We start from the raw sequence: 19182 nt of genomic DNA, 5'->3' as shown, positions 1-19182 counted from the left end.
GGTAGATGCTCGTAATGGTGTGATTGAGCAAACAAGACGTCACACATATATTGCTTCTTTATTGAAGATCAAGCATATCATTGTTGCAGTAAACAAGATGGACTTGGTGGATTACTCAGAAGAGCAATTCAATAAGATCAAGAAGGATTTCTTAGAAATGTCTTCAAAAATTGGTATTGAAGATATCCGTTTTATTCCAATTTCAGCTTTGAAAGGGGATAACGTAGTGGATGATTCTGAAAGAACACCTTGGTATACAGGTGGTGCTTTATTGAGCAACCTAGAAACTGTAGAGATCAGCAATGACCACGATTTAGAAAACGGACGTTTCCCAATTCAAAGAGTAATTGAAACGGAAGACTTCAAAGGTTTTGGTGGTAGAGTAGATGGCGGTATCATTAAAGTGGGTGATGAAGTAGTTGCTTTGCCTTCAGGTGATACAACTACAATCAAAACAATTGAAACTATGGACGGTAAGATTGAAGAAGCTTTCCCTCCAATGTCAGTTGTAGTGACGTTAAATGATGATCTTGATTTATCAAGGGGAGAGCTTTTAGCAAAGACAGATGCTCAACCAAAGAGTGCTACTGAGTTTACAGCTACTTTATGCTGGATGAACAAAAACGCATTAGTTCCTAATAATAAATACATTTTAAGACATACTTCAAATGAAGTAACTGCAGAGGTTGCTTCCATTGATGATAAATTAGATATCAATACAATGGAAAGTGTAAATGATGTAGAAGATCTTAAGATGAATGAAATTGGTAAAGTGACGATCAAAACTTCTGATAAAGTGATGATTGATGCTTATACTAAGAATAGGGCTACAGGAAGTTTGATTCTGATTGATGAAGAATCAAATGAAACGGTAGCGGCAGGGATGGTATTTTAGAAAAGAATACTACTTAATTACAAAAATAATATTACAAAGTTAATTATATTTGAACCTTTGTAATAAGTCAAGAAATAAAAAAAAATGAAAAAGGCTTTAATAACTGGCATCACTGGACAAGATGGAGCATACTTAACCGAACTATTACTTGAAAAAGGTTATGAAGTTCATGGTATAAAACGTCGTTCTTCACTTTTCAATACAGATCGAATTGATCACTTGTACCAAGACCCACATGAAACAAATGTAAGATTAAAACTTCATTATGGAGACCTCACAGATTCTATGAACCTTACTAGAATCATTCAAGAGGTTCAACCAGATGAGATTTACAATCTTGGTGCAATGTCTCATGTAAGAGTAAGTTTTGATACTCCTGAATATGTAGGTAATGTTGACGCATTGGGTACGCTAAGAATTCTTGAAGCTGTTAGATTATTAGGTTTAACTGAAAAAACAAGAATCTATCAAGCATCCACTTCAGAGCTATATGGCTTAGTACAAGAGGTTCCTCAAAAAGAAACAACTCCTTTCTACCCACGTTCTCCTTATGCTGTTGCAAAACTTTATGGTTATTGGATCACTGTCAATTACCGTGAAGCTTATAATATGTATGCATGTAATGGTATTTTATTTAATCACGAATCACCGATTCGTGGTGAAACTTTTGTAACTCGTAAAATTACAAGAGCTGTATCAAAGATTGCATTAGGATTACAGGATACATTATATCTTGGTAACCTCAATTCTAAGCGTGACTGGGGACATGCAAAAGATTATGTTAAAGCAATGTGGTTAATCCTTCAACAAGATACTGCTGAAGACTTTGTAATTGCTACTGGTGTTACTACAACCATACGTGATTTTGTGAAGATGTCTTTTGCTGAAGTAGGGATTGAACTTGAATTCGAGGGAGAAGGTGTTGATGAAATTGCAAAAATCAAGTCTTGTAGTAATCCTGAATATAAAGTTGAAGTTGGACAAGTTGTATTAAAGGTTGACCCTCAATACTTCCGTCCTACTGAAGTAGATCTATTAATTGGTGATCCTACTAAATCTAAGGAGAAATTAGGTTGGGAATTAGAATATGATTTAGATGGTTTAGTGAAAGATATGATGCAATCTGACTTAAAACTATTTAAGAAAGAGAAATACCTATTAGAAGGTGGTCATGATATTTTAAATCAATACGAATAGAATTTTATATTTTACAAATCATCAAAAGCCTATGAATTATTTCATAGGCTTTTGATGATTTAGTGCGTTTAAAAAACGTAAACATAATGGAAAAAACATCAAAAATATATGTCGCTGGTCATAGAGGTATGGTCGGTTCAGCGATAGTTAGAAAACTAGAAGAAGAGGGTTTTTCAAATATTATCACTAAGACATCTTCTGAATTAAACTTAACCGATCAATTAGCTGTCAAAACCTTTTTCGAAGAAGAAAAACCTGAATATGTTTTTTTAGCGGCTGCAAAAGTTGGGGGTATCCTTGCTAATAATATTTACAGAGGTCAATTCTTATATGAAAATTTGATGATTCAAAATAATGTGATTCATCAAAGTTATGTTCAAGGAGTTAAGAAGTTAATGTTCTTAGGTTCATCTTGTATTTATCCAAAATTAGCTCCTCAGCCATTAAAAGAAGAATATCTTTTGACAGATACCTTAGAGCAAACAAATGAACCATATGCAATAGCAAAGATATCCGGTATTAAAATGTGTGAAGCATATAGAGATCAATATGGTTGTAATTTCATTTCTGCAATGCCCACGAATTTGTATGGCTACAATGATAATTATCACCCTAAGAACTCACACGTACTCCCTGCTTTATTAAGAAAATTCCATGAAGCAAAAGTTAATAATGATCCTACAGTAGAAGTATGGGGTACTGGTTCTCCTCTTAGAGAATTCATGTTTGTTGATGATTTAGCAGAAGCATGCTTTTATCTAATGCAAAACTATGATGAGAAACAATTTGTCAATGTAGGAACAGGTGTTGACTTGAGTATAAAAGAATTAGCAGAAACGATTAAAGAAGTCGTTGGTTTTGAAGGCGAGCTAGTATGGGATAGTTCAAAACCAGATGGTACTCCAAGGAAATTAATGGATGTTTCTCTTCTCAACAACTCAGGTTGGAAACATAAAATTGATTTAAAACAAGGAATTGAATTAACTTATAAAGATTTCTTAAAAAATTATTCTGTTCTAGCAGAACGTTAGATTTAATTTAATTACTTTTGTGTAAGGATTAAATGCAATCACATCAACCTATTTTGCAAAAAATAAATAGGCAGATGTGATTGTATTATTTCTAGTATAATATGAACTATAAGACTAATATTTTAAGTTTAAGTTATATTTTCATGAATTAGTACTTTCAAATTCTTCTATTCACTCTTTTGGCTTAATGCTTGCTGAAAAGATGATATACTAAATAAATAAATTATGCTCATATTACTTTTATCCTTATTAACGTCTCTTACTATATCTTTAATCGCTGTACCCGAAGTCCGAAAAGTAATTATCAAAAGCCGTCTTTTAGATTCACCTGGCGGTAGGAAAATTCACACAGGACTTATACCTGCGATGGGAGGAGTAGGAATCTTCCTTGGTTTCGTGTTATCATTTTGTCTTTGGGGAGAAGACACTTCTTCTCTAAACCTAAACTTCCTTTTCTTTGGTTTAATACTCATGCTTTTTATGGGTACAAGAGATGATATGCTTCCTTTGAGCCCAAGGAATAAACTAATCATACAATTCCTTGCTACATTTATTGTAGTAGTACTTGGAGATGTTCGCATTAGCTCACTTTACACCCTTTACCCAGACACTGAGCTACCACTTTTAATTTCATACGGGTTATCAATATTTGTCATTATTAGCCTTACTAATGCCTTTAATTTAATTGATGGTATCAATGGTTTATCAGGTAGTATAGCCTCTTTCATAACATTTAGCTTAGGAATTTGGTTCTATTTAGTGGACGAAATTACTATTTCATTAGCTATGTTCTCGATGACTGGTGCTTGTTTAGGCTTTTTGTATTATAATTGGGGTAAAGCTCAAATATTTATGGGGGATGCGGGATCTTTATTTTTAGGTTTCTTTTTATCTATATCCCTAATCATTTTTGTAAATATTGATTTTGCTCTTGATTTGACAAATCCATATAAGATAAATGCTCCAATTAGCCTTGCAATAGCTCTTTTCATTTACCCGTTTATTGATACTTTAAGAGTATTTACAATTAGAATCTTATCAGGGAGATCTCCTTTTTCACCTGACAAAAAACATATTCATCACATTCTAATCAGAACTGGCCTTACTCATGCTTCTGCTAGCTCTTTAATTTTAGTTTTTTCTGGAGTTTTCACAATCTTAGTATTAGGTGTAAGTTCTTTCGTAAATGATGTAATGTTATTAGTAATGATTTTATCTTCTCTATATTTTATCCCTTTGTTCCTAAAATTGAGAGTAAGTTATTATAAAGAGCATTATCAAAAAGCTCCTTTCACAGCAAAAGAGAAAACATTAAAACATAAGATTTTTAAGATTGAAAAAACAGGATAAATTCCATATCGATATATAAACAACACATCTTAAATATTTTTCTAAAACATTATGACACTCACTAAAATTAAGAATATAAATCTTATTTAGTGAGTGATTTTTTTATGATACCCCCTACTCCATAAAATCGATAAAACACTACTATTCCAATATTAATCGAAAATGAACTTTTAAAACCTCTAAAAAATAAACCAATTGAACTATAATAAATTCTTAAGCTTATTTTTCTCAAATGATAATTCTTCCTCAATACTTTCTAACTTATTCGACAATACACCAATAATATCATTTGAGTTTAGCTCTTCTTGGAACCCTAATTTATGATCACCTAGTATATGAAGTGAGACGCTATTAAATGACTCTGGATCTTCTAAGAAATTCTCAATATTTTTCTTTTTTCTCATTAAGGAATTAATAGAATGAGAAAGTGATTCAAATTCCTTCATTTTATCAATTGTATTGTCGTTTGATATATTTCTGTCAACTTTCCTCAGTAAATTAAATTTAGGCATTGTAAAATAATCTTGTATTTTAAATAATTGTTTGTTGTTAGATAATGTCTTTACACAACTAGACATCAAAAAAAATAAATAACAGGTTATATTTTTTCTACTGTTAATTAGTATTCTTAATAAGAATCTTTATAATTTCTAATTAGCCAAATAATCGAAGAAAATGAAAATATGAGTTGTAACAAATTATTACAGGTTGTTATTTTCGATTATGTATTATAAAAATCAGATTACATTAAGAGTTTAATTAAGCTGTTGCACATTCGAAATTGGGATGAGTTACCTAATCAAGGCAGAATAAAAGAGCATAGCTGTAGCTACATTATGATATTCTAACGAAGAGTAGACTGAAAAAGAAAATCCAAAACTTCCGATTTTATTAGTTCAACCGCTTAGCTGTAATAACACATCAGGAACTTAAGATGTGTCTAAAAAAAATGTTATTGAAAGAGATATTTTGATGATAAATAATTTTCATGAAATGAAACGATGAATAAATAGTACACACATTGTAGTTTAGATCAATTCTAATGTACAAATATATCATCATTTTATCAGACAAGTTGACACAAATCTTAAATTTTAACAAGGAATTAATTTTAAAGAGCTGTTTTTTATTTTAATAATCATTAATAATAAAAATGCCTTGTACATTACAGTACTTAATGGAACTGTAATGTACAAGGCATTAATGTTTTATATTTTAAAGTGCTTTCTACATTTGAGCACCATCATTTTTTTCAGTACTGAAAAATTCTATCGAATAAGTAGCAGCAGGGAAATAAGGCCCTTTACGTGCATCTTGAAAAGATTGAATACACTTCTGTAAATCCTGATTGTTATATACATATCCCATCAATAGGCTATATTTCACAAACTCTTGAGGTGATACGTTTGAATTACTCAATAAATTAACTCCTGTATTAATAGCCTCTTCTCTTTTACCCAATTTATATTGGGCAACAAGTTTATAGTACAAAATATTCCTAGCACCTTGAAAGTTTGCCAAACACTCATCTGCGTACTTTAAAGCCTTCTCATATTTCTTAGCACAAATAAGTATATCAATAAATTGATCATAAGCTTTTAAATAAAGTTTATCAAACCCTTTATAATCCTTTAGACCAAGCTCAAATAAATGGATTCCTTTATGGTGATGCTCTTCTTTTACAATAATGTCTGCCAACAATATATTCGCTTTAATATAAGTAGGATCAACTTTCATCGCCTTTTCTAACATCGTTTTAGCTTGATCAAAATTATAAATATCTTCTAAAGCGGAAGCTACTGCAAAGAAATAATCTGGTTTTAGCTTTGTTATAAACGGTTTATAAGGTCCTACATCTGCCTTACTTAAAATTGGCATTGCATTCTTATAGTCTTCTTGTAAGTAATAAGCCATGCCTTTTTCATAATAGTATTTTGCCGTTTGATTAATTGGAGCATTAGCAGCAAATTGACTTAAAATCTTATCAATCGTTATTATAGATTCACTGTATTTCCCAAGGTTATTTGTGATTTGAGCATCTAGATAAAGTGACTCTACATGATCAGGTGCAATACCAAGTGCATTTTGAGAATAGATTCTAGCATCTTGAAAACGGTCTTGGTAGAAAAAGAAGTTTGCGGTCTCAACACAAAGGTTTATTCTTTTAATTGGATCTTTCTCTACTGACAACCAGACATCGACATACTTTTTATATTGAAAATATTTTTTCTGATTTTGATACACCTTTGAAAGAGCTGGGTAGACTGGCAGATAATTATTATCCAATGCAATTACCTTTTGCCAATCTTGAAGTGCCCTTGTGGTATCTTTAATCATCAAATTACATACGCCTTTCCAATAGTGTACTTTCGCTACGGTATCTGATAAAGATATAGCTTGTTCATACTCCACAATAGCCCTATGGTAATCTTTAGCTACTCTGAATTTTTCAGCGTTTTTAAAGAATAGTTCTATAGGATTTTTTTCTTGAGAGAAAACAGCGGTTGAAGTAAGAAATAAAAAAATTAAGAGTAAATTTTTCATGTCAGTGTGAAATGAAATTGAGTTTTTACATAAAAATTTAAATAGAGAAGCAACAGCTATGTATTTATTTAAAATTCCAAAATCGTGCTTTAACATTATCCTTCAAAGATAAGTATATTAAATTATACTTAACTTCGAATAATACATTTTTTTCTTTGCAACCAACTGTTTTGCAAGTATTTGTCCATCTCTTTCTATAGAAATATCTATTTTTTCTTTATTCATTAAGACATTTTCCCAAGATGTCACTTTTTGTTGCTCACAATATTTAAAGACATCTCCTACTTGAATGTCTTCATTGTTATTATAAGCTATATCTACAACTTCTCCATTAGGAGATAATTTAATTCCAAAATCACTCATCCATTTACTTTGAGCATTTGTCTGTTCAACTTCCCATCCTAAAAACTCTAAGCTTTTTTTCAACTGAAGTTCAAGTGATTTAATTCCATAAACATAATCAGAGAAAAAACGTTCCATATCCTCACCACAAACTTGCTGAACTATCTCCTGAAAATCTTTTGAAGTATAACCTTTCTTTTGTCCACCATATTGCTGGTTGAATAAAAACATTACGTCATCTAAACTTTTTCTATTATTTGTTATTCTTTGAATTTCACTATCCAGCATTAACGCTACTAACGCACCTTTTACATAAATAGATGTTTTTCTTGAAGGAATTCCTTTTTCATACCCATCAACCCATAATTCCAATGAGGAATCGGTCACTGATTTTACAAACCTTCCTTGATTCTCAAAATGTCTGTCTAATAATGTATTCAATTCTTTTTTATATTGAGTTTCGCTGAACACACCCGCTCTATACAAACATGCATCTCCATAATAAGTCGTCACCCCTTCAGCCACATAACCCGTATCAAAATAGCTTTCTTTAAATAAGTCATAGGGTAATAACTCTTTGGGCCTTATTTGCTTGATGTTCCATACATGAAATAGTTCATGCGAACTCACACCTAAAAGATTATTATAAAAATCATCCTGGTGAAAATCACTTGATGGCCCTAATGTGATAACTGTATTTTTATGGTGTTCAACGCCGTGATAATGTTTAAAAATTGGAAGTATGCAGAGATAGTGAAATTCTTTATGAGGAAAAGATTTGAAGATCTCTAATTGTACTTTAGTGAATGCCTTAAAATCTTTGATTATCTTTTCCCAATCAGGGGTTATCCCCCCTTGTAACCAAATGTGATGAGTAACTTCGTTTTCAATAAAACTTCCATGATGAAGTTGTTTACCTAAAAGGATCGGTGTTTCTGTTAACTCTTCAAAATCTTCAAAAATAAAGGTTCCATTTTCTACTTTAGCAGATGTTGCTGTTTTAAAAGCCTTATCAAAAAGGAGTTCAACTTCAATTTTATCCTTTAACTGCGATGTAGGAACTAATGCACATCCAATAAAATTGATCAGACAAAATTGTTCGCTTACCCATGTACCTCCTGCATCTTGATGTCTAGCATAATAATCATAAGATACCGTGACCTGCTCTCCTTTCTTTATATCTGAAAGTAGCCATTCATTTCTACCCTTTACTTGTATTTTTCCCTTCGAAGTATCTAATCCTCTAATATTCTTAGCAAAATTCTGAACTTGATACCTACCGGGACGCCACAAAGGTAACTTAATGATCATTTGGTCATCATCTGCTTTAAAAGTTAATTGTATGGAAAGAAAATATTGGTGTGACTCGTTAATTTTTATCGAATAATGCATCTAATAGTATTTTTTGAACCTTGATAAATAAAAAAGCTTTCTACCAGCAATTTTACATTGTCTAATAGAAAGCTTTAAAAATAACTTAAAGAAAGACTATTTACTCAAAAGTACAGCAGCTTCTTTCGCAAAGTAAGTTAAAATAGCACTTGCACCTGCTCTTTTGATACTCAATAGCATCTCCATCATTGTTTTATCATTTTCTAACCAGCCATTTTGAGCTGCAGCTTTAAGCATTGCATACTCTCCTGAAACGTTGTAGGCTGTAATTGGAACATCAAAATTATCTGACAATGTTTTAATAACATCAAGGTAAGCTAAAGCTGGCTTTACCATTAAGAAATCAGCTCCTTCTACATAATCCAACTCTGCTTCAATTAGAGCTTCTTTTACGTTGGCTGGATCCATTTGGTAAGTCTTTTTATCACCAAATTTAGGTGCTGAATCTAACGCATCTCGGAATGGGCCATAAAAAGCAGAAGCGTATTTTGCAGAATAAGACATGATAGAAACATTCGTATATCCATTATCATCTAATACTTCACGAATATATCCTATTCTACCGTCCATCATATCTGAAGGACCAATGATATCTGCACCTGCTTTTGCTTGTGCCAACGCCATTTTACCTAAAACCTCTAAAGTTTCATCATTAATGATTTCGCCATCTCTAACAATTCCATCATGACCATCAGAACTATAAGGGTCCATTGCTACATCTGTCATTAAGACAGCGTCAGGATATTTTTCTTTGATTGTAGATAAAGCAACTTGATACAAACCTTCTGGATTGCTTCCTTCAGTTGCCATACTATCTTTCTTATCCTCTCCTAATGAAGGGAAAAGGCAGAAAGATTTGATACCTAAATCTAAACACTCCCCTATTTCGACCATTAAATGATCTAATGTATATCTATAAATACCAGGCATTGATGGTATCTCTTCTTTTTTATTTTCTCCTTCAATCATAAACAAAGGGAAAATGAAGTCATCTACTGTCAATAAAGTTTCTTGAACCATTTGACGAATTCCTGCTGACTTTCTATTACGGCGTGGTCTTCTTGTTAACATCGATTATTCAAATTTTTCACAATTTATTATATGGAAATTCAAGAATCAAGTGATTATTTTTTTAATAAGTGAAAGATTTGTATCAAATGTTAATGTCATTATCTAACTGCCTTTCAAATACGTATTTAATTACATAATACACTAAATAACACACACTTAAAACAACAATCATCATGAAAAAGTTTTTGCTATTTATCGTACCTACTGTTTTTCTAATTTTAGATATTGGAGTAATTCAAACAGCCATTAATGCTAATACTGAACTTGGTGTTATTATGGCATCACTTGTTGCTGTTATGGTTTCAGCTGTAACTGTTTTGTCCATTCCTATGATTAAGAATAGTTAAGTACTGCTTAAAAAACAGATTTAACCTTGATCCAGAAAATATAATTACTTTGAAGAGATTGATGCATAATTGATCTCTTTTTTTATGTCCATTATCAACGATCTCAATAGATTAGAGGGCTTTTCCATATCGCATATCAATTCATCTCTGCTGTACAAACCAGGTTGGAATATACCCGATGATGACGCTCTTTGTAAAGATTCATATTGATCCAAACAAATAATACATCTATTGAAAACACCTATACTATAAAACTCTAAGAAAGTTTCTATTTTATGAAACGACGTTTGAGTTGACTTCTCAAAAAGTTGCCTAATTAAACTATAATATAAATCTTTTACTTCCTTGATGGAAGCTGAAGTTGTCAGTAGTGTATCTACATTTTCTTGTAAGTCTTCATAAAGGTCAAAAATATCATTACTAAACTGGGTTATTCCGCCTAGTAAATAAAAGAATTCATCATCCTGAGGAGTTATTTTTTTTAGGTAAAGTCGAATAAAATACAGAAATGAATCTCCCCCTTTTCGTATGGTTAAGTCCAGTAATTGTTCCCTACTCAACAATCCTTGCTGAAATTGTTGCCTACTGTCTTCTTGAACAAGCAATACATCATCAAGACTTTTAAGAAACCCATTTCTATTACTATAAAATTTGAAACTTTCACGGTGTAAAAATTCTGATAACTTTTCAGAAGAATTATTGGGAGGTTTTTCAAAAGACACCATTTTTCTAACTTCATCTAAAGTATATTCTTGAACATCAAAAAAATCATCTACCAAGCCTGTCAAACTACACTGATAAGTACTGTATTTTCGTTCTTCAAAAGTCATTTTCTCTTCTCTCAGAAAGCATATTAATTCTCCTAAAATAGCAGGTACTATCAATCCGTAGTATCTCGTTATTTTATTATAATCAACTACTGTCAATGTGTGATCTGAATTCTCAAAAAAGGGTTTTAATTGAGGGATTAAATGTCTCTTTATAAAATATTTCTGGTGTAATACGGCACTACCCACAAAAAACACTTTATAAAGAAGTTTGAAAAATTTAGGCCATAAACTCATAAGGCGAAAATGACAAAAGTTTTTGAAACCATCAATTATGATGTCAAATCTTCTCTATTTATCAGTGTCCTTGTCTGAGTCTTTTTCAGTATTTTTTGTTTCAGGGACCTCTTCATCTTTCATTAATTTATAGTCAGGTATAGTGATTTCATTATCCTCCCGATTTGCTCTATAATGTGGAGACATTATTTCCACTTTTTCTCTAGCAAAAATATCTTGTATGTTTTGATGTAATTTCGAATATATTCTTGGAATTTTCTGAGGTTGCCTAGTATGTGCATTAAGCTGATAGCTCACATAATAATCATCTAAAGAGGTTTGTAACACATAAGGAATCTCACCTGCGATCAATCCCTCAGTCATTTCTGCTGCTTCTTTCAGCATAGCATGAACTTTTCTCCATGGCACATCATAACCAATTGTAACAGTAGTATGAATTATTAATTTGTATCGATTAATGGGTTGAGAATAATTAATGGTATTCGATTCTGATATCTTACTATTAGGGATGGTTATTATTTCATTTTTGGAAGATTTCAAACGAGTCACAAACAATGAACGCTCTACCACCTCTCCCATTACATCGTTAATTTTAATCCAATCACCAATCTTAAATCTTCGCATATAGGTAATCACAATTCCACTTATAGCATTTGTAATCACTGAGGTCGAGCCTATGGAGAGCAAAACACCTACAAATACAGAAATACCTCTAAACTCTTGAGATTCGGCACCCGGTAATAGTGGAAAGATCATAATGACCATAAAAGTATAAAGAACGAACTTGATGATTTTCAAAGTAGGTGGTACCCAATCTGGATAAAAACCATGTATCTTTAATCGTCCCTCTGCAATCGCTTTAGCAAATGTTTTAATTATTCTGATCGTAAAATGAAAAACTAGAATAATAACAATGATTTTTAAAAGGCTTGGTGTATAGGCAATTATAGCATAAATAATCTCAACAAATGGATCTATGATATAGCCAAAAACCTCATCTGAAAAATCACGTAAAGGAGGTGAAAAACGACCAACAATAGGAAGGTATAAAGACACTAAAATTACAATGAAAGCTATTCGGATTCCAGCTAAAATATATCTTGCAATCAGAATTTGGTTTTCTTCCGTTAAGATCCTTACATTCTTGACTGTTTTGCTTCTAAACCAACCTTTTTCATCTCTGATTACCTTAATCATAGTCACTTTATATACTCTATTAATGACTACAATCAGAATCATTAAAATCACTAATCCAATCAAAGCGATAATACCTGATACTTGCCCTTGATAATTTATCTTATCCCTTAATGCATGATTGATTTTTTCTTGTCGAAATTTTGCTAACTCAATTGTAGACATTGAACTTAAAGAAGCATCAATAGAATCTATAGTATGAAGTACAATCTCTTGATAAACCAATTGATAATTTGTATCGAAAATTTGCAACTCAACTGAATCAATTAAATAAAGTGTGTTTTCGGCAATCTCCACAATGGAATCAGAAAGTGTTGTTGCTCTTTGAAGTGCCGATATATTATTTCTTCTATGAACAAAAAATAAGGTATCTTCAAATGGAATTACAGGCTTTCCTTTGACTAGAAATTTTGCTTTCTTTTTGACTCCTTTATTCGAAAGTGAATCTAACTTTGATAATTGACGTCTTAGAAAATCTCTGTAAATGGAGTCTGCTACGATAAGGCTCTGAATTTCCTTATACATTTGTAACTGCTCTTTTGCTATAGTAGTATTTTGTGCATTGGATATTAGGGCTAGAGTAAAAAAAGATAAGACGAATAGAATGATCTTTTTAAATTTCATTTCTTGACTGTTTTTGGGTATTCGTGTACTTAATCACTAAATAATTAAGGGTAAATAATAAGATAGTAAATTCTTTGGGCAAAAGAAAAAGGTCTAACAACCTTAATTGTTAGACCTTTGGATATAATTACTTAGATGTTGTGGAATTAGTATCTTCCACCACCTCTATTGTAACCGCCTCCGCCGTAACCACCACCGCGGTTACCGCCTCCGTATCCACCACCACGGTTTCCACCGTTGTTTTCACGTGGACGAGCTTGTTTTACTACAATAGTACGGCCATCTAATTCTGACTCATTCAAATTTTCGATAGCAGCTGTTGCTTCTTCGTCATTTGGCATCTCTACGAAACCAAATCCTTTAGAACGCTCTGTTTCACGATCGTATACTACTTTAGCAGAGGAAACTTCCCCAAAGTTTTCAAATAATACTCTTAATGATTCTTCTTGAGTATTGTAATTTAATTTTGCTACAAAGATATTCATCTTCAACAAATAAAAATGGTAATAAAAAAAACAAATATTGAGATGAAATATCAAATGTGAAAAACGATCCAAAACTGGAAACTACCGTATTTTAAATAGTTATAAATAAGAAACTCAACTCATATATATGCAAGGTAGCCAAAAATATTAGAAGTATGCATTAAAATATTAAAAAATCTATATTAATTTATTATTTAGAATGAATTCAACGTAATTCTCAGATTTTCAACACCTTACAATGACACAAAAAACAACACATTAAAATAATAATATTTCACCTGTAAAGAATACACTAAAATCTTATTTTTTAAACTCAAGATAATAGAAAATAAATATTCATATATTCGCAGATATACACCTAAACTTTTTAATTATGTTGGACAATAATACTCCCAAGGGAGATCTATTACTTCGTACACTAGCTATGCCTGCTGACACCAATGCAAATGGAGATATTTTTGGTGGCTGGATTATGTCCCAAATGGATATTGCGGGGGGAATTTTAGCGAAGGAAACAGCACTTGGTAGAACAGTAACTGTAGCCGTAGATGGAATGACATTTCACAAACCTGTTAGTGTTGGAGACGCTGTATGTGTATATGGTGAAGTAGTAAAAACAGGTAGAACTTCTTTAAAAATTCATTTAGAAGTATGGGCTAAACCATTATTAAAAGGACATACAGACCTTCATAACTACCTTGTAACAGAAGGGACTTTTGTCTATGTTTCTATTGATGACGATAAGAAGCCTAAGCCTATTCCAACAACTGTTGCGTAAGTTTCTTAGACCTACTTAAACTATAAAAGGCTACTTCCTCAGTGAAAAAGTAGCCTTTTAAATTATCTATAGTCGAGATTACATTCTTGATGGAGATTGAACACCAATCAAGCTCAATGCAATTCTGATCGCATCAGAAGATTGTTTTGACAATGCAATTCTAAATGCCTTTTTCTGATCATCTTCTTCATTGAAAATTGGTGATTCAGAGTAAACTTTAGAGTATTGTTTTGCCACATCAAAAGCGTAGTTTGCAATAATTGAAGGAGCATATGCATCTGCAGATTCAACAATCTTATCGTTTAGTTTTGATAATAATGCCACTAAATCAGCTTCTGCTTCTGAAATTTCTGTCAATCCTTTATACGCTGCAACAGAATAATCAATACCATCCTTATCCGCTCTTCTCAATAAAGCTTGAATTTTAGCATGATTGTATTGAATATAAACACCTGTATCACCTTGAAAATCAATTGACTCCTTAGGATTGAAAAGCATTGTTTTCTTAGGATCAACTTTCAGTAAGTAATATTTCAATGCTCCAAGAGCTAATTGTTTGAATAATACTTTAGCTTCCTCAGGAGTAAAACCATCGATTTTACCAGATTCTTCTGTTCTTTCTTGAGCAGTGTCAATCATTTCTTGGATTAAATCATCTGCATCAACTACAGTTCCCTCACGAGATTTCATTTTACCTTCTGGCAATTCTACCATACCATATGATAAATGGTAAATTCCATCAGCATAAGAACGACCCATTTTTTTCATGATAGCCTGTAATACTTTGAAGTGGTAATCTTGCTCGTTACCCACAACATAAACAGACTTATTCATTCCAAAATCTTTGTACTTCAAATCAGCAGTACCCATATCTTGAGTCATATAAACGGCAGTACCGTCACCTCTAAGTACTAACTTCTCATCTAGTTTTTCAGCCTTGAGATCGATCCAAACAGAATCATTTTCTTTCTTAAAGAAAACACCTTTATCTAAACCTTCCTGAACGATGTCTTTACCTAAAAGGTAAGTTTGAGATTCGTAATATACATTATCGAATTCAACGCCCATCATTTCATAAGACTGAGCGAAACCTGCGTATACCCAATCGTTCATTTTTTTCCATAGGGCAACGGTATCTTCGTCTCCTGCTTCCCACTTTCTCAACATTTCTTGAGCCTCTAATAAAAGAGGTGCATTTTTTTCTGCATACTCAAATAATGCTTTGATATCTTTAATCTGAACTTTCTCTTCGTCTGTTAAAGGAATTTTATTTTTCTTAGAAGCACCTTTAGCCTCAATTGACTTCTTCAATGCTTTTAAGTCCTCAACTCCTTTTAATGAAGGGTAGTCCGATTTCTGTTCTTCAATTAATTGAGCTATTTCTTCTTTGTAAGCCTTATCAAAAGCTACATAGTAGTTACCCACCAATTTATCACCCTTCAAAGTTTCACTAGGTTCCTCACCTTTTCCAAACTTAGTGTAAGCCAACATTGATTTACAAATATGAATACCTCTATCATTGACAAGGTTTACTTTCTGTACATCATAACCCGCTGCATCTAAAATTAAAGATACTGAGTGACCCAAGAAGTTATTTCTCAAGTGACCTAAGTGAAGCGGTTTATTTGTATTTGGAGAAGAATACTCTACCATCACCTTCTCACCATTACTTGGTAAGTGGCCATAATTTTTATCCTCAGCAATTTCCGCTAAAGTATTTACCCAAACTCCTTTACTGATGACTAAGTTTAAGAATCCTTTTACAATATTATAATCGGCAACTGCCTCCGTATTTTCTTTTAAGTACTTTCCGATTTCCTCACCAATTTGTACTGGGTTTTTACCCAATTGCTTTGTCAATGAAAAAGTCACGAAAGTCAAAGAACCTTCAAACTCTTTTTTTGTAGGTTGTAATACAATTCTGGAAGTAGGTAATTCTACATCATAAATTGCCTTTACTGCTTCGGCAATACCATTTATAATTTGTTGCTCCATTTTCTAATTAAGATTTTTATTGCTTTCAAAAGCAAATTGATCTGCAAAATTACTCCTTTGTGATAAAAGTCAAAAGATACATCCTTAATAGTTGTATTTTTTTCGTTTTTTGAAGTCATCTTATTGAATCAAAATACTACATTAAGCACTCCAATTACCCAACAACACTTAATTTATAATACAATTTTTCAGAAAGATATTCTTTGATTATTATCTTTGTATTTATGGTTAAAATAAGCGTGATCACTATTTCTTATAATTGTGAAAATGAAATTGAAGACACCATACAAAGTGTTATTCAACAAGATTATCCCAATTTAGAGTATATAGTTGTTGATGGAGCGTCCAAAGACAAGACTCCTGAAATCATTGAAAAATACAAAGAGAGCATTCATGTAGCTGTATCTGAAAAAGATAAAGGCATATATGATGCAATGAACAAAGGAGCTCAATTAGCTTCCGGAGATTGGGTCATTTATATGAATGCAGGAGACATTTTCTACGAGGATTCTACCATCTCACAAATGTTTGCTCAGTTACAACCTGCTATACAACTATTGTATGGTAATCATGAAGTAGTGTACGAACACCTAACCAAAATCAAAAAAGCAGTGGGGCCCAACCAACTTTGGAAAGGTATGGTTTGCAGTCACCAAGCTTTGTTTGTAAAAAGAGACCTTTTAATTCAGTTCCCTTTTGAGTGGGAAAAATGGAATATTTCAGCAGATTTTCATTTTATCTTTAACAGATGGTACGAAGGTGCTCCGTTTCAACATGTTGATATCTTCGTAGCAAAATTTGCTGCAGGCGGGTTGTCTGACTTAGGGTCTATTGATTCTAAGATGGAGACTTGGAAAATCGTCAAAGAAAAAATGGATACACCTGAAGTAGATGAGTATTATACTTCGTTGATCAAGTATGAAAAATACGTCAACTTGTTGAGGAAAACTATACCTAACTTCGCTTTTGAAAAGTTGATGAAGTTAAAAAATATAATGAAAGGAGCTGACGTTAAATAGAAGAAATTGGAAAAAATACATATAAAAAAGAATAAGCTAAAAGCCTTAGAAAACAGACACCCGTGGGTTTACTCTGGAGCTGTAGCAAAAATGCCAGAAGGTTTAAACGATGGAGACATCGTTGAAATTGTTCATAGCAATGACAAACGTTTAGGTTATGGTTTTTATGCACCAGGTAACCAAATTGTTTGTAGAGTTTTTGAGTATACAAGGAAAGAACTTGATCCAAATACTCAAGAATATTGGTCGGATAAAATTGCAAAAGCTTATGCTCTAAGAAAAGCTCATGTAATTTCTGATGAAACCAATTGTTACCGTTTAATACATGGAGAAGGTGACTTTTTCCCTGGTTTAATTGCAGATGTCTACAATGACTTGATTTCACTTCAAATCCTGATCAAAGGTGTGGACCGTATCGCTCCTATGATTGTAAAAGCATTTCAAGAATTAGGCTTTGAAAGAATTTACAACAAGAGTAAAGAAATTTCTAAGCGTCTTGAAAATGTAGAAACACCTAAAGGTTGGTTAACAGAGCAACAAGGATCTCCAAAAGTAGAGGTCTTAGAAAACGGTGTTAAGTTTTGGGTGAACGTTGAAACTGGACAAAAAACAGGCTTCTTTTTGGATCAAAGAGATGCTAGAGCGTTAGTTGGAAAGTATTCTAAAGGGGCTAAAGTATTAAATACTTTCAGCTATAGTGGTGGATTTAGTATGTATGCCCTCAAAGCTGGTGCTACTTTAGTACACTCCGTAGATGCCTCTCAAAGCGCCATTGATCTTTGTGATGAAAATGCTCTATTGAATGGATTCGACAATAGTGAGCATAAAGGTTATTGTGCCGATGTATTTGAGCATCTAACAAAAATGGAAAGAGATGATTATGACGTAGTCATTCTTGACCCTCCTGCTTTCGCTAAATCTGCCAAAGCCGTAACTGCTGCGGCAAGAGGTTACAAACAGCTTAACTTAAAAGCATTGAGAAAAATTAAGCCAGGTGGTATTATTTTCACATTCTCATGTTCTCAGAAGATTGACAAAGAGCTGTTTAGAAAAATTGTATTCCAAGCTGCGGCTGAGGCACATAGGAACGTAAGAATTTTACATCAAACTACACAACCAAACTGCCACCCAATTAATATATTTTACCCTGAAAATGAATATCTTAAAGGATTAGTTCTTTATGTAGAGTAAGTCTAAATTTTTCTTTACATAAAATAAAATGCCATAGGATAGTCATTCGACACGTCATGGCATCTCATTTGTGAAAAAAATTACAGATTTTCCAATTTAAAACAACAGTCCTATCATTGGAAATAAATGATACTATCAGACACTAAAATATTAGAAGAAATAGAGAAAGGTTCCATCTTGATTGAGCCTTTCAACAAAGAATGTTTAGGAACAAACTCCTATGACGTTCATTTGGGTAGACATCTTGCTGTTTATAAAAACGAGGTTTTGGATGCTAAAGCCCATAACGAAATCGAAACGTTTGAAATTCCAGATGAAGGTATCATCCTACACCCTGGAAAAATTTATTTAGGTGTGACGAAAGAATATACCGAAACACTTGAACATGTTGCTTTTTTAGAAGGACTTTCGAGTGTTGGTAGACTAGGAATCAGTATCAATGCAAACTCCAGAGCTGGTGATGTAGGGTTTTGTAATACATGGACTTTGGAGATCAGTGTAGCACAACCAGTTAGACTTTATAAAAATATGCCTATTGGGCAGTTATTTTATTTTAAAGTTGAAGGAGATATCACAAATTATTACCATATTAAGAAAGATGCAAAATACATCGATAGAACTATGAAACCTGTTGAATCAATGATGTATAAAAACAAATTTTAG

The 19182-nt window shown here is 32.4% G+C and carries 17 protein-coding genes; 9 read left to right on the top strand and 8 right to left on the bottom strand.

All coding sequences use genetic code 11. From position 1 onward, the window contains the following. The 4 genes from IC221_RS23050 to IC221_RS23035 form a co-directional block, all read left to right on the top strand. On the top strand, nucleotides 1-895 hold an 895-nt coding region (locus tag IC221_RS23050), incomplete at its 5' end, for a sulfate adenylyltransferase subunit 1 (protein WP_188171203.1). Nucleotides 896-979: 84 nt separating this feature from the next. Next, a complete protein-coding gene (gmd, locus tag IC221_RS23045; RefSeq protein WP_188171202.1) occupies nucleotides 980-2092 on the top strand; it encodes a GDP-mannose 4,6-dehydratase in 1113 nt (370 codons plus the stop codon). 86 nt (nucleotides 2093-2178) lie between these two features. Next, complete coding sequence (locus IC221_RS23040; RefSeq protein WP_188171201.1) at nucleotides 2179-3123, top strand: GDP-L-fucose synthase; 945 nt, start codon at nucleotides 2179-2181, stop codon at nucleotides 3121-3123. 225 nt (nucleotides 3124-3348) lie between these two features. Next, nucleotides 3349-4473, top strand: coding sequence for an MraY family glycosyltransferase (locus IC221_RS23035; protein ID WP_188171200.1), 1125 nt, complete (start codon nucleotides 3349-3351; stop codon nucleotides 4471-4473). Between the two features lie 200 nt (nucleotides 4474-4673). Here IC221_RS23035 and IC221_RS23030 read toward each other — a convergent pair whose 3' ends face one another. From IC221_RS23030 to hemB, 4 genes are all read right to left on the bottom strand, one after another. Then, nucleotides 4674-4985, bottom strand: a complete 312-nt coding sequence (locus IC221_RS23030; protein WP_188171199.1) for a hypothetical protein — start codon at nucleotides 4983-4985, stop codon at nucleotides 4674-4676. Between the two features lie 715 nt (nucleotides 4986-5700). Then, nucleotides 5701-7017 (bottom strand): lipopolysaccharide assembly protein LapB, encoded by a 1317-nt coding sequence (locus tag IC221_RS23025; RefSeq protein ID WP_188171198.1) that lies wholly within the window; start codon nucleotides 7015-7017, stop codon nucleotides 5701-5703. A gap of 117 nt (nucleotides 7018-7134) precedes the next feature. Further along, nucleotides 7135-8751, bottom strand: coding sequence for a M61 family metallopeptidase (locus IC221_RS23020; RefSeq protein ID WP_188171197.1), 1617 nt, complete (start codon nucleotides 8749-8751; stop codon nucleotides 7135-7137). Between the two features lie 96 nt (nucleotides 8752-8847). Then, on the bottom strand, nucleotides 8848-9822 hold the full coding sequence (gene hemB, locus IC221_RS23015) for a porphobilinogen synthase (RefSeq protein ID WP_188171196.1): 975 nt from the start codon (nucleotides 9820-9822) through the stop codon (nucleotides 8848-8850). A 173-nt stretch (nucleotides 9823-9995) separates the two neighbouring features. Here hemB and IC221_RS23010 point away from each other — a divergent pair, with 173 nt between their 5' ends. Then, on the top strand, nucleotides 9996-10169 hold the full coding sequence (locus IC221_RS23010; protein WP_156152325.1) for a hypothetical protein: 174 nt from the start codon (nucleotides 9996-9998) through the stop codon (nucleotides 10167-10169). Nucleotides 10170-10213: 44 nt separating this feature from the next. On the opposite strand, the gene IC221_RS23005 is transcribed toward IC221_RS23010, so the two are convergent. The 3 genes from IC221_RS23005 to IC221_RS22995 all read right to left on the bottom strand — a co-directional run bounded on the left by IC221_RS23005 (nucleotide 10214) and on the right by IC221_RS22995 (nucleotide 13536). Continuing rightward, the gene (locus IC221_RS23005) at nucleotides 10214-11233 is read right to left on the bottom strand and encodes a hypothetical protein (protein ID WP_188171195.1); all 1020 of its coding nucleotides are present in this window, start codon (nucleotides 11231-11233) and stop codon (nucleotides 10214-10216) included. 54 nt (nucleotides 11234-11287) lie between these two features. Further along, nucleotides 11288-13051 (bottom strand): mechanosensitive ion channel family protein, encoded by a 1764-nt coding sequence (locus IC221_RS23000; protein WP_188171194.1) that lies wholly within the window; start codon nucleotides 13049-13051, stop codon nucleotides 11288-11290. Nucleotides 13052-13197: 146 nt separating this feature from the next. Next, on the bottom strand, nucleotides 13198-13536 hold the full coding sequence (locus IC221_RS22995) for an RNA-binding protein (protein ID WP_188171193.1): 339 nt from the start codon (nucleotides 13534-13536) through the stop codon (nucleotides 13198-13200). A gap of 373 nt (nucleotides 13537-13909) precedes the next feature. Between IC221_RS22995 and yciA the strand changes: the two genes are divergently transcribed. Continuing rightward, the gene (yciA, locus tag IC221_RS22990) at nucleotides 13910-14314 is read left to right on the top strand and encodes an acyl-CoA thioester hydrolase YciA (RefSeq protein WP_188171192.1); all 405 of its coding nucleotides are present in this window, start codon (nucleotides 13910-13912) and stop codon (nucleotides 14312-14314) included. 78 nt (nucleotides 14315-14392) lie between these two features. Here yciA and IC221_RS22985 read toward each other — a convergent pair whose 3' ends face one another. Further along, nucleotides 14393-16309, bottom strand: a complete 1917-nt coding sequence (locus tag IC221_RS22985; protein WP_188171191.1) for an arginine--tRNA ligase — start codon at nucleotides 16307-16309, stop codon at nucleotides 14393-14395. Nucleotides 16310-16533: 224 nt separating this feature from the next. Here IC221_RS22985 and IC221_RS22980 point away from each other — a divergent pair, with 224 nt between their 5' ends. The 3 genes from IC221_RS22980 to dcd all read left to right on the top strand — a co-directional run bounded on the left by IC221_RS22980 (nucleotide 16534) and on the right by dcd (nucleotide 19182). Then, the gene (locus IC221_RS22980; RefSeq protein WP_188171190.1) at nucleotides 16534-17328 is read left to right on the top strand and encodes a glycosyltransferase family 2 protein; all 795 of its coding nucleotides are present in this window, start codon (nucleotides 16534-16536) and stop codon (nucleotides 17326-17328) included. A 6-nt stretch (nucleotides 17329-17334) separates the two neighbouring features. Next, a complete protein-coding gene (locus tag IC221_RS22975) occupies nucleotides 17335-18519 on the top strand; it encodes a class I SAM-dependent rRNA methyltransferase (protein ID WP_223241464.1) in 1185 nt (394 codons plus the stop codon). A gap of 126 nt (nucleotides 18520-18645) precedes the next feature. Beyond that, the gene (dcd, locus tag IC221_RS22970; protein WP_044204883.1) at nucleotides 18646-19182 is read left to right on the top strand and encodes a dCTP deaminase; all 537 of its coding nucleotides are present in this window, start codon (nucleotides 18646-18648) and stop codon (nucleotides 19180-19182) included.

This window comes from Flammeovirga sp. EKP202, from assembly GCF_014534745.1.
Classification (GTDB): domain Bacteria; phylum Bacteroidota; class Bacteroidia; order Cytophagales; family Flammeovirgaceae; genus Flammeovirga.
The sequence above is the reverse complement of the archived record's forward strand: the minus strand, read 5'-3'. Positions and strand labels throughout refer to the sequence as shown.

Coding starts and splice junctions, on each gene's coding strand:
- gmd (WP_188171202.1), top strand. CDS start 980: ATGAAAAAGGCTTTAATAACTGGCATCACTGGACAAGATGGAGCATAC.
- IC221_RS23040 (WP_188171201.1), top strand. CDS start 2,179: ATGGAAAAAACATCAAAAATATATGTCGCTGGTCATAGAGGTATGGTC.
- IC221_RS23035 (WP_188171200.1), top strand. CDS start 3,349: ATGCTCATATTACTTTTATCCTTATTAACGTCTCTTACTATATCTTTA.
- IC221_RS23030 (WP_188171199.1), bottom strand. CDS start 4,985: ATGCCTAAATTTAATTTACTGAGGAAAGTTGACAGAAATATATCAAAC.
- IC221_RS23025 (WP_188171198.1), bottom strand. CDS start 7,017: ATGAAAAATTTACTCTTAATTTTTTTATTTCTTACTTCAACCGCTGTT.
- IC221_RS23020 (WP_188171197.1), bottom strand. CDS start 8,751: ATGCATTATTCGATAAAAATTAACGAGTCACACCAATATTTTCTTTCC.
- hemB (WP_188171196.1), bottom strand. CDS start 9,822: ATGTTAACAAGAAGACCACGCCGTAATAGAAAGTCAGCAGGAATTCGT.
- IC221_RS23010 (WP_156152325.1), top strand. CDS start 9,996: ATGAAAAAGTTTTTGCTATTTATCGTACCTACTGTTTTTCTAATTTTA.
- IC221_RS23005 (WP_188171195.1), bottom strand. CDS start 11,233: ATGAGTTTATGGCCTAAATTTTTCAAACTTCTTTATAAAGTGTTTTTT.
- IC221_RS23000 (WP_188171194.1), bottom strand. CDS start 13,051: ATGAAATTTAAAAAGATCATTCTATTCGTCTTATCTTTTTTTACTCTA.
- IC221_RS22995 (WP_188171193.1), bottom strand. CDS start 13,536: ATGAATATCTTTGTAGCAAAATTAAATTACAATACTCAAGAAGAATCA.
- yciA (WP_188171192.1), top strand. CDS start 13,910: ATGTTGGACAATAATACTCCCAAGGGAGATCTATTACTTCGTACACTA.
- IC221_RS22985 (WP_188171191.1), bottom strand. CDS start 16,309: ATGGAGCAACAAATTATAAATGGTATTGCCGAAGCAGTAAAGGCAATT.
- IC221_RS22980 (WP_188171190.1), top strand. CDS start 16,534: ATGGTTAAAATAAGCGTGATCACTATTTCTTATAATTGTGAAAATGAA.
- dcd (WP_044204883.1), top strand. CDS start 18,646: ATGATACTATCAGACACTAAAATATTAGAAGAAATAGAGAAAGGTTCC.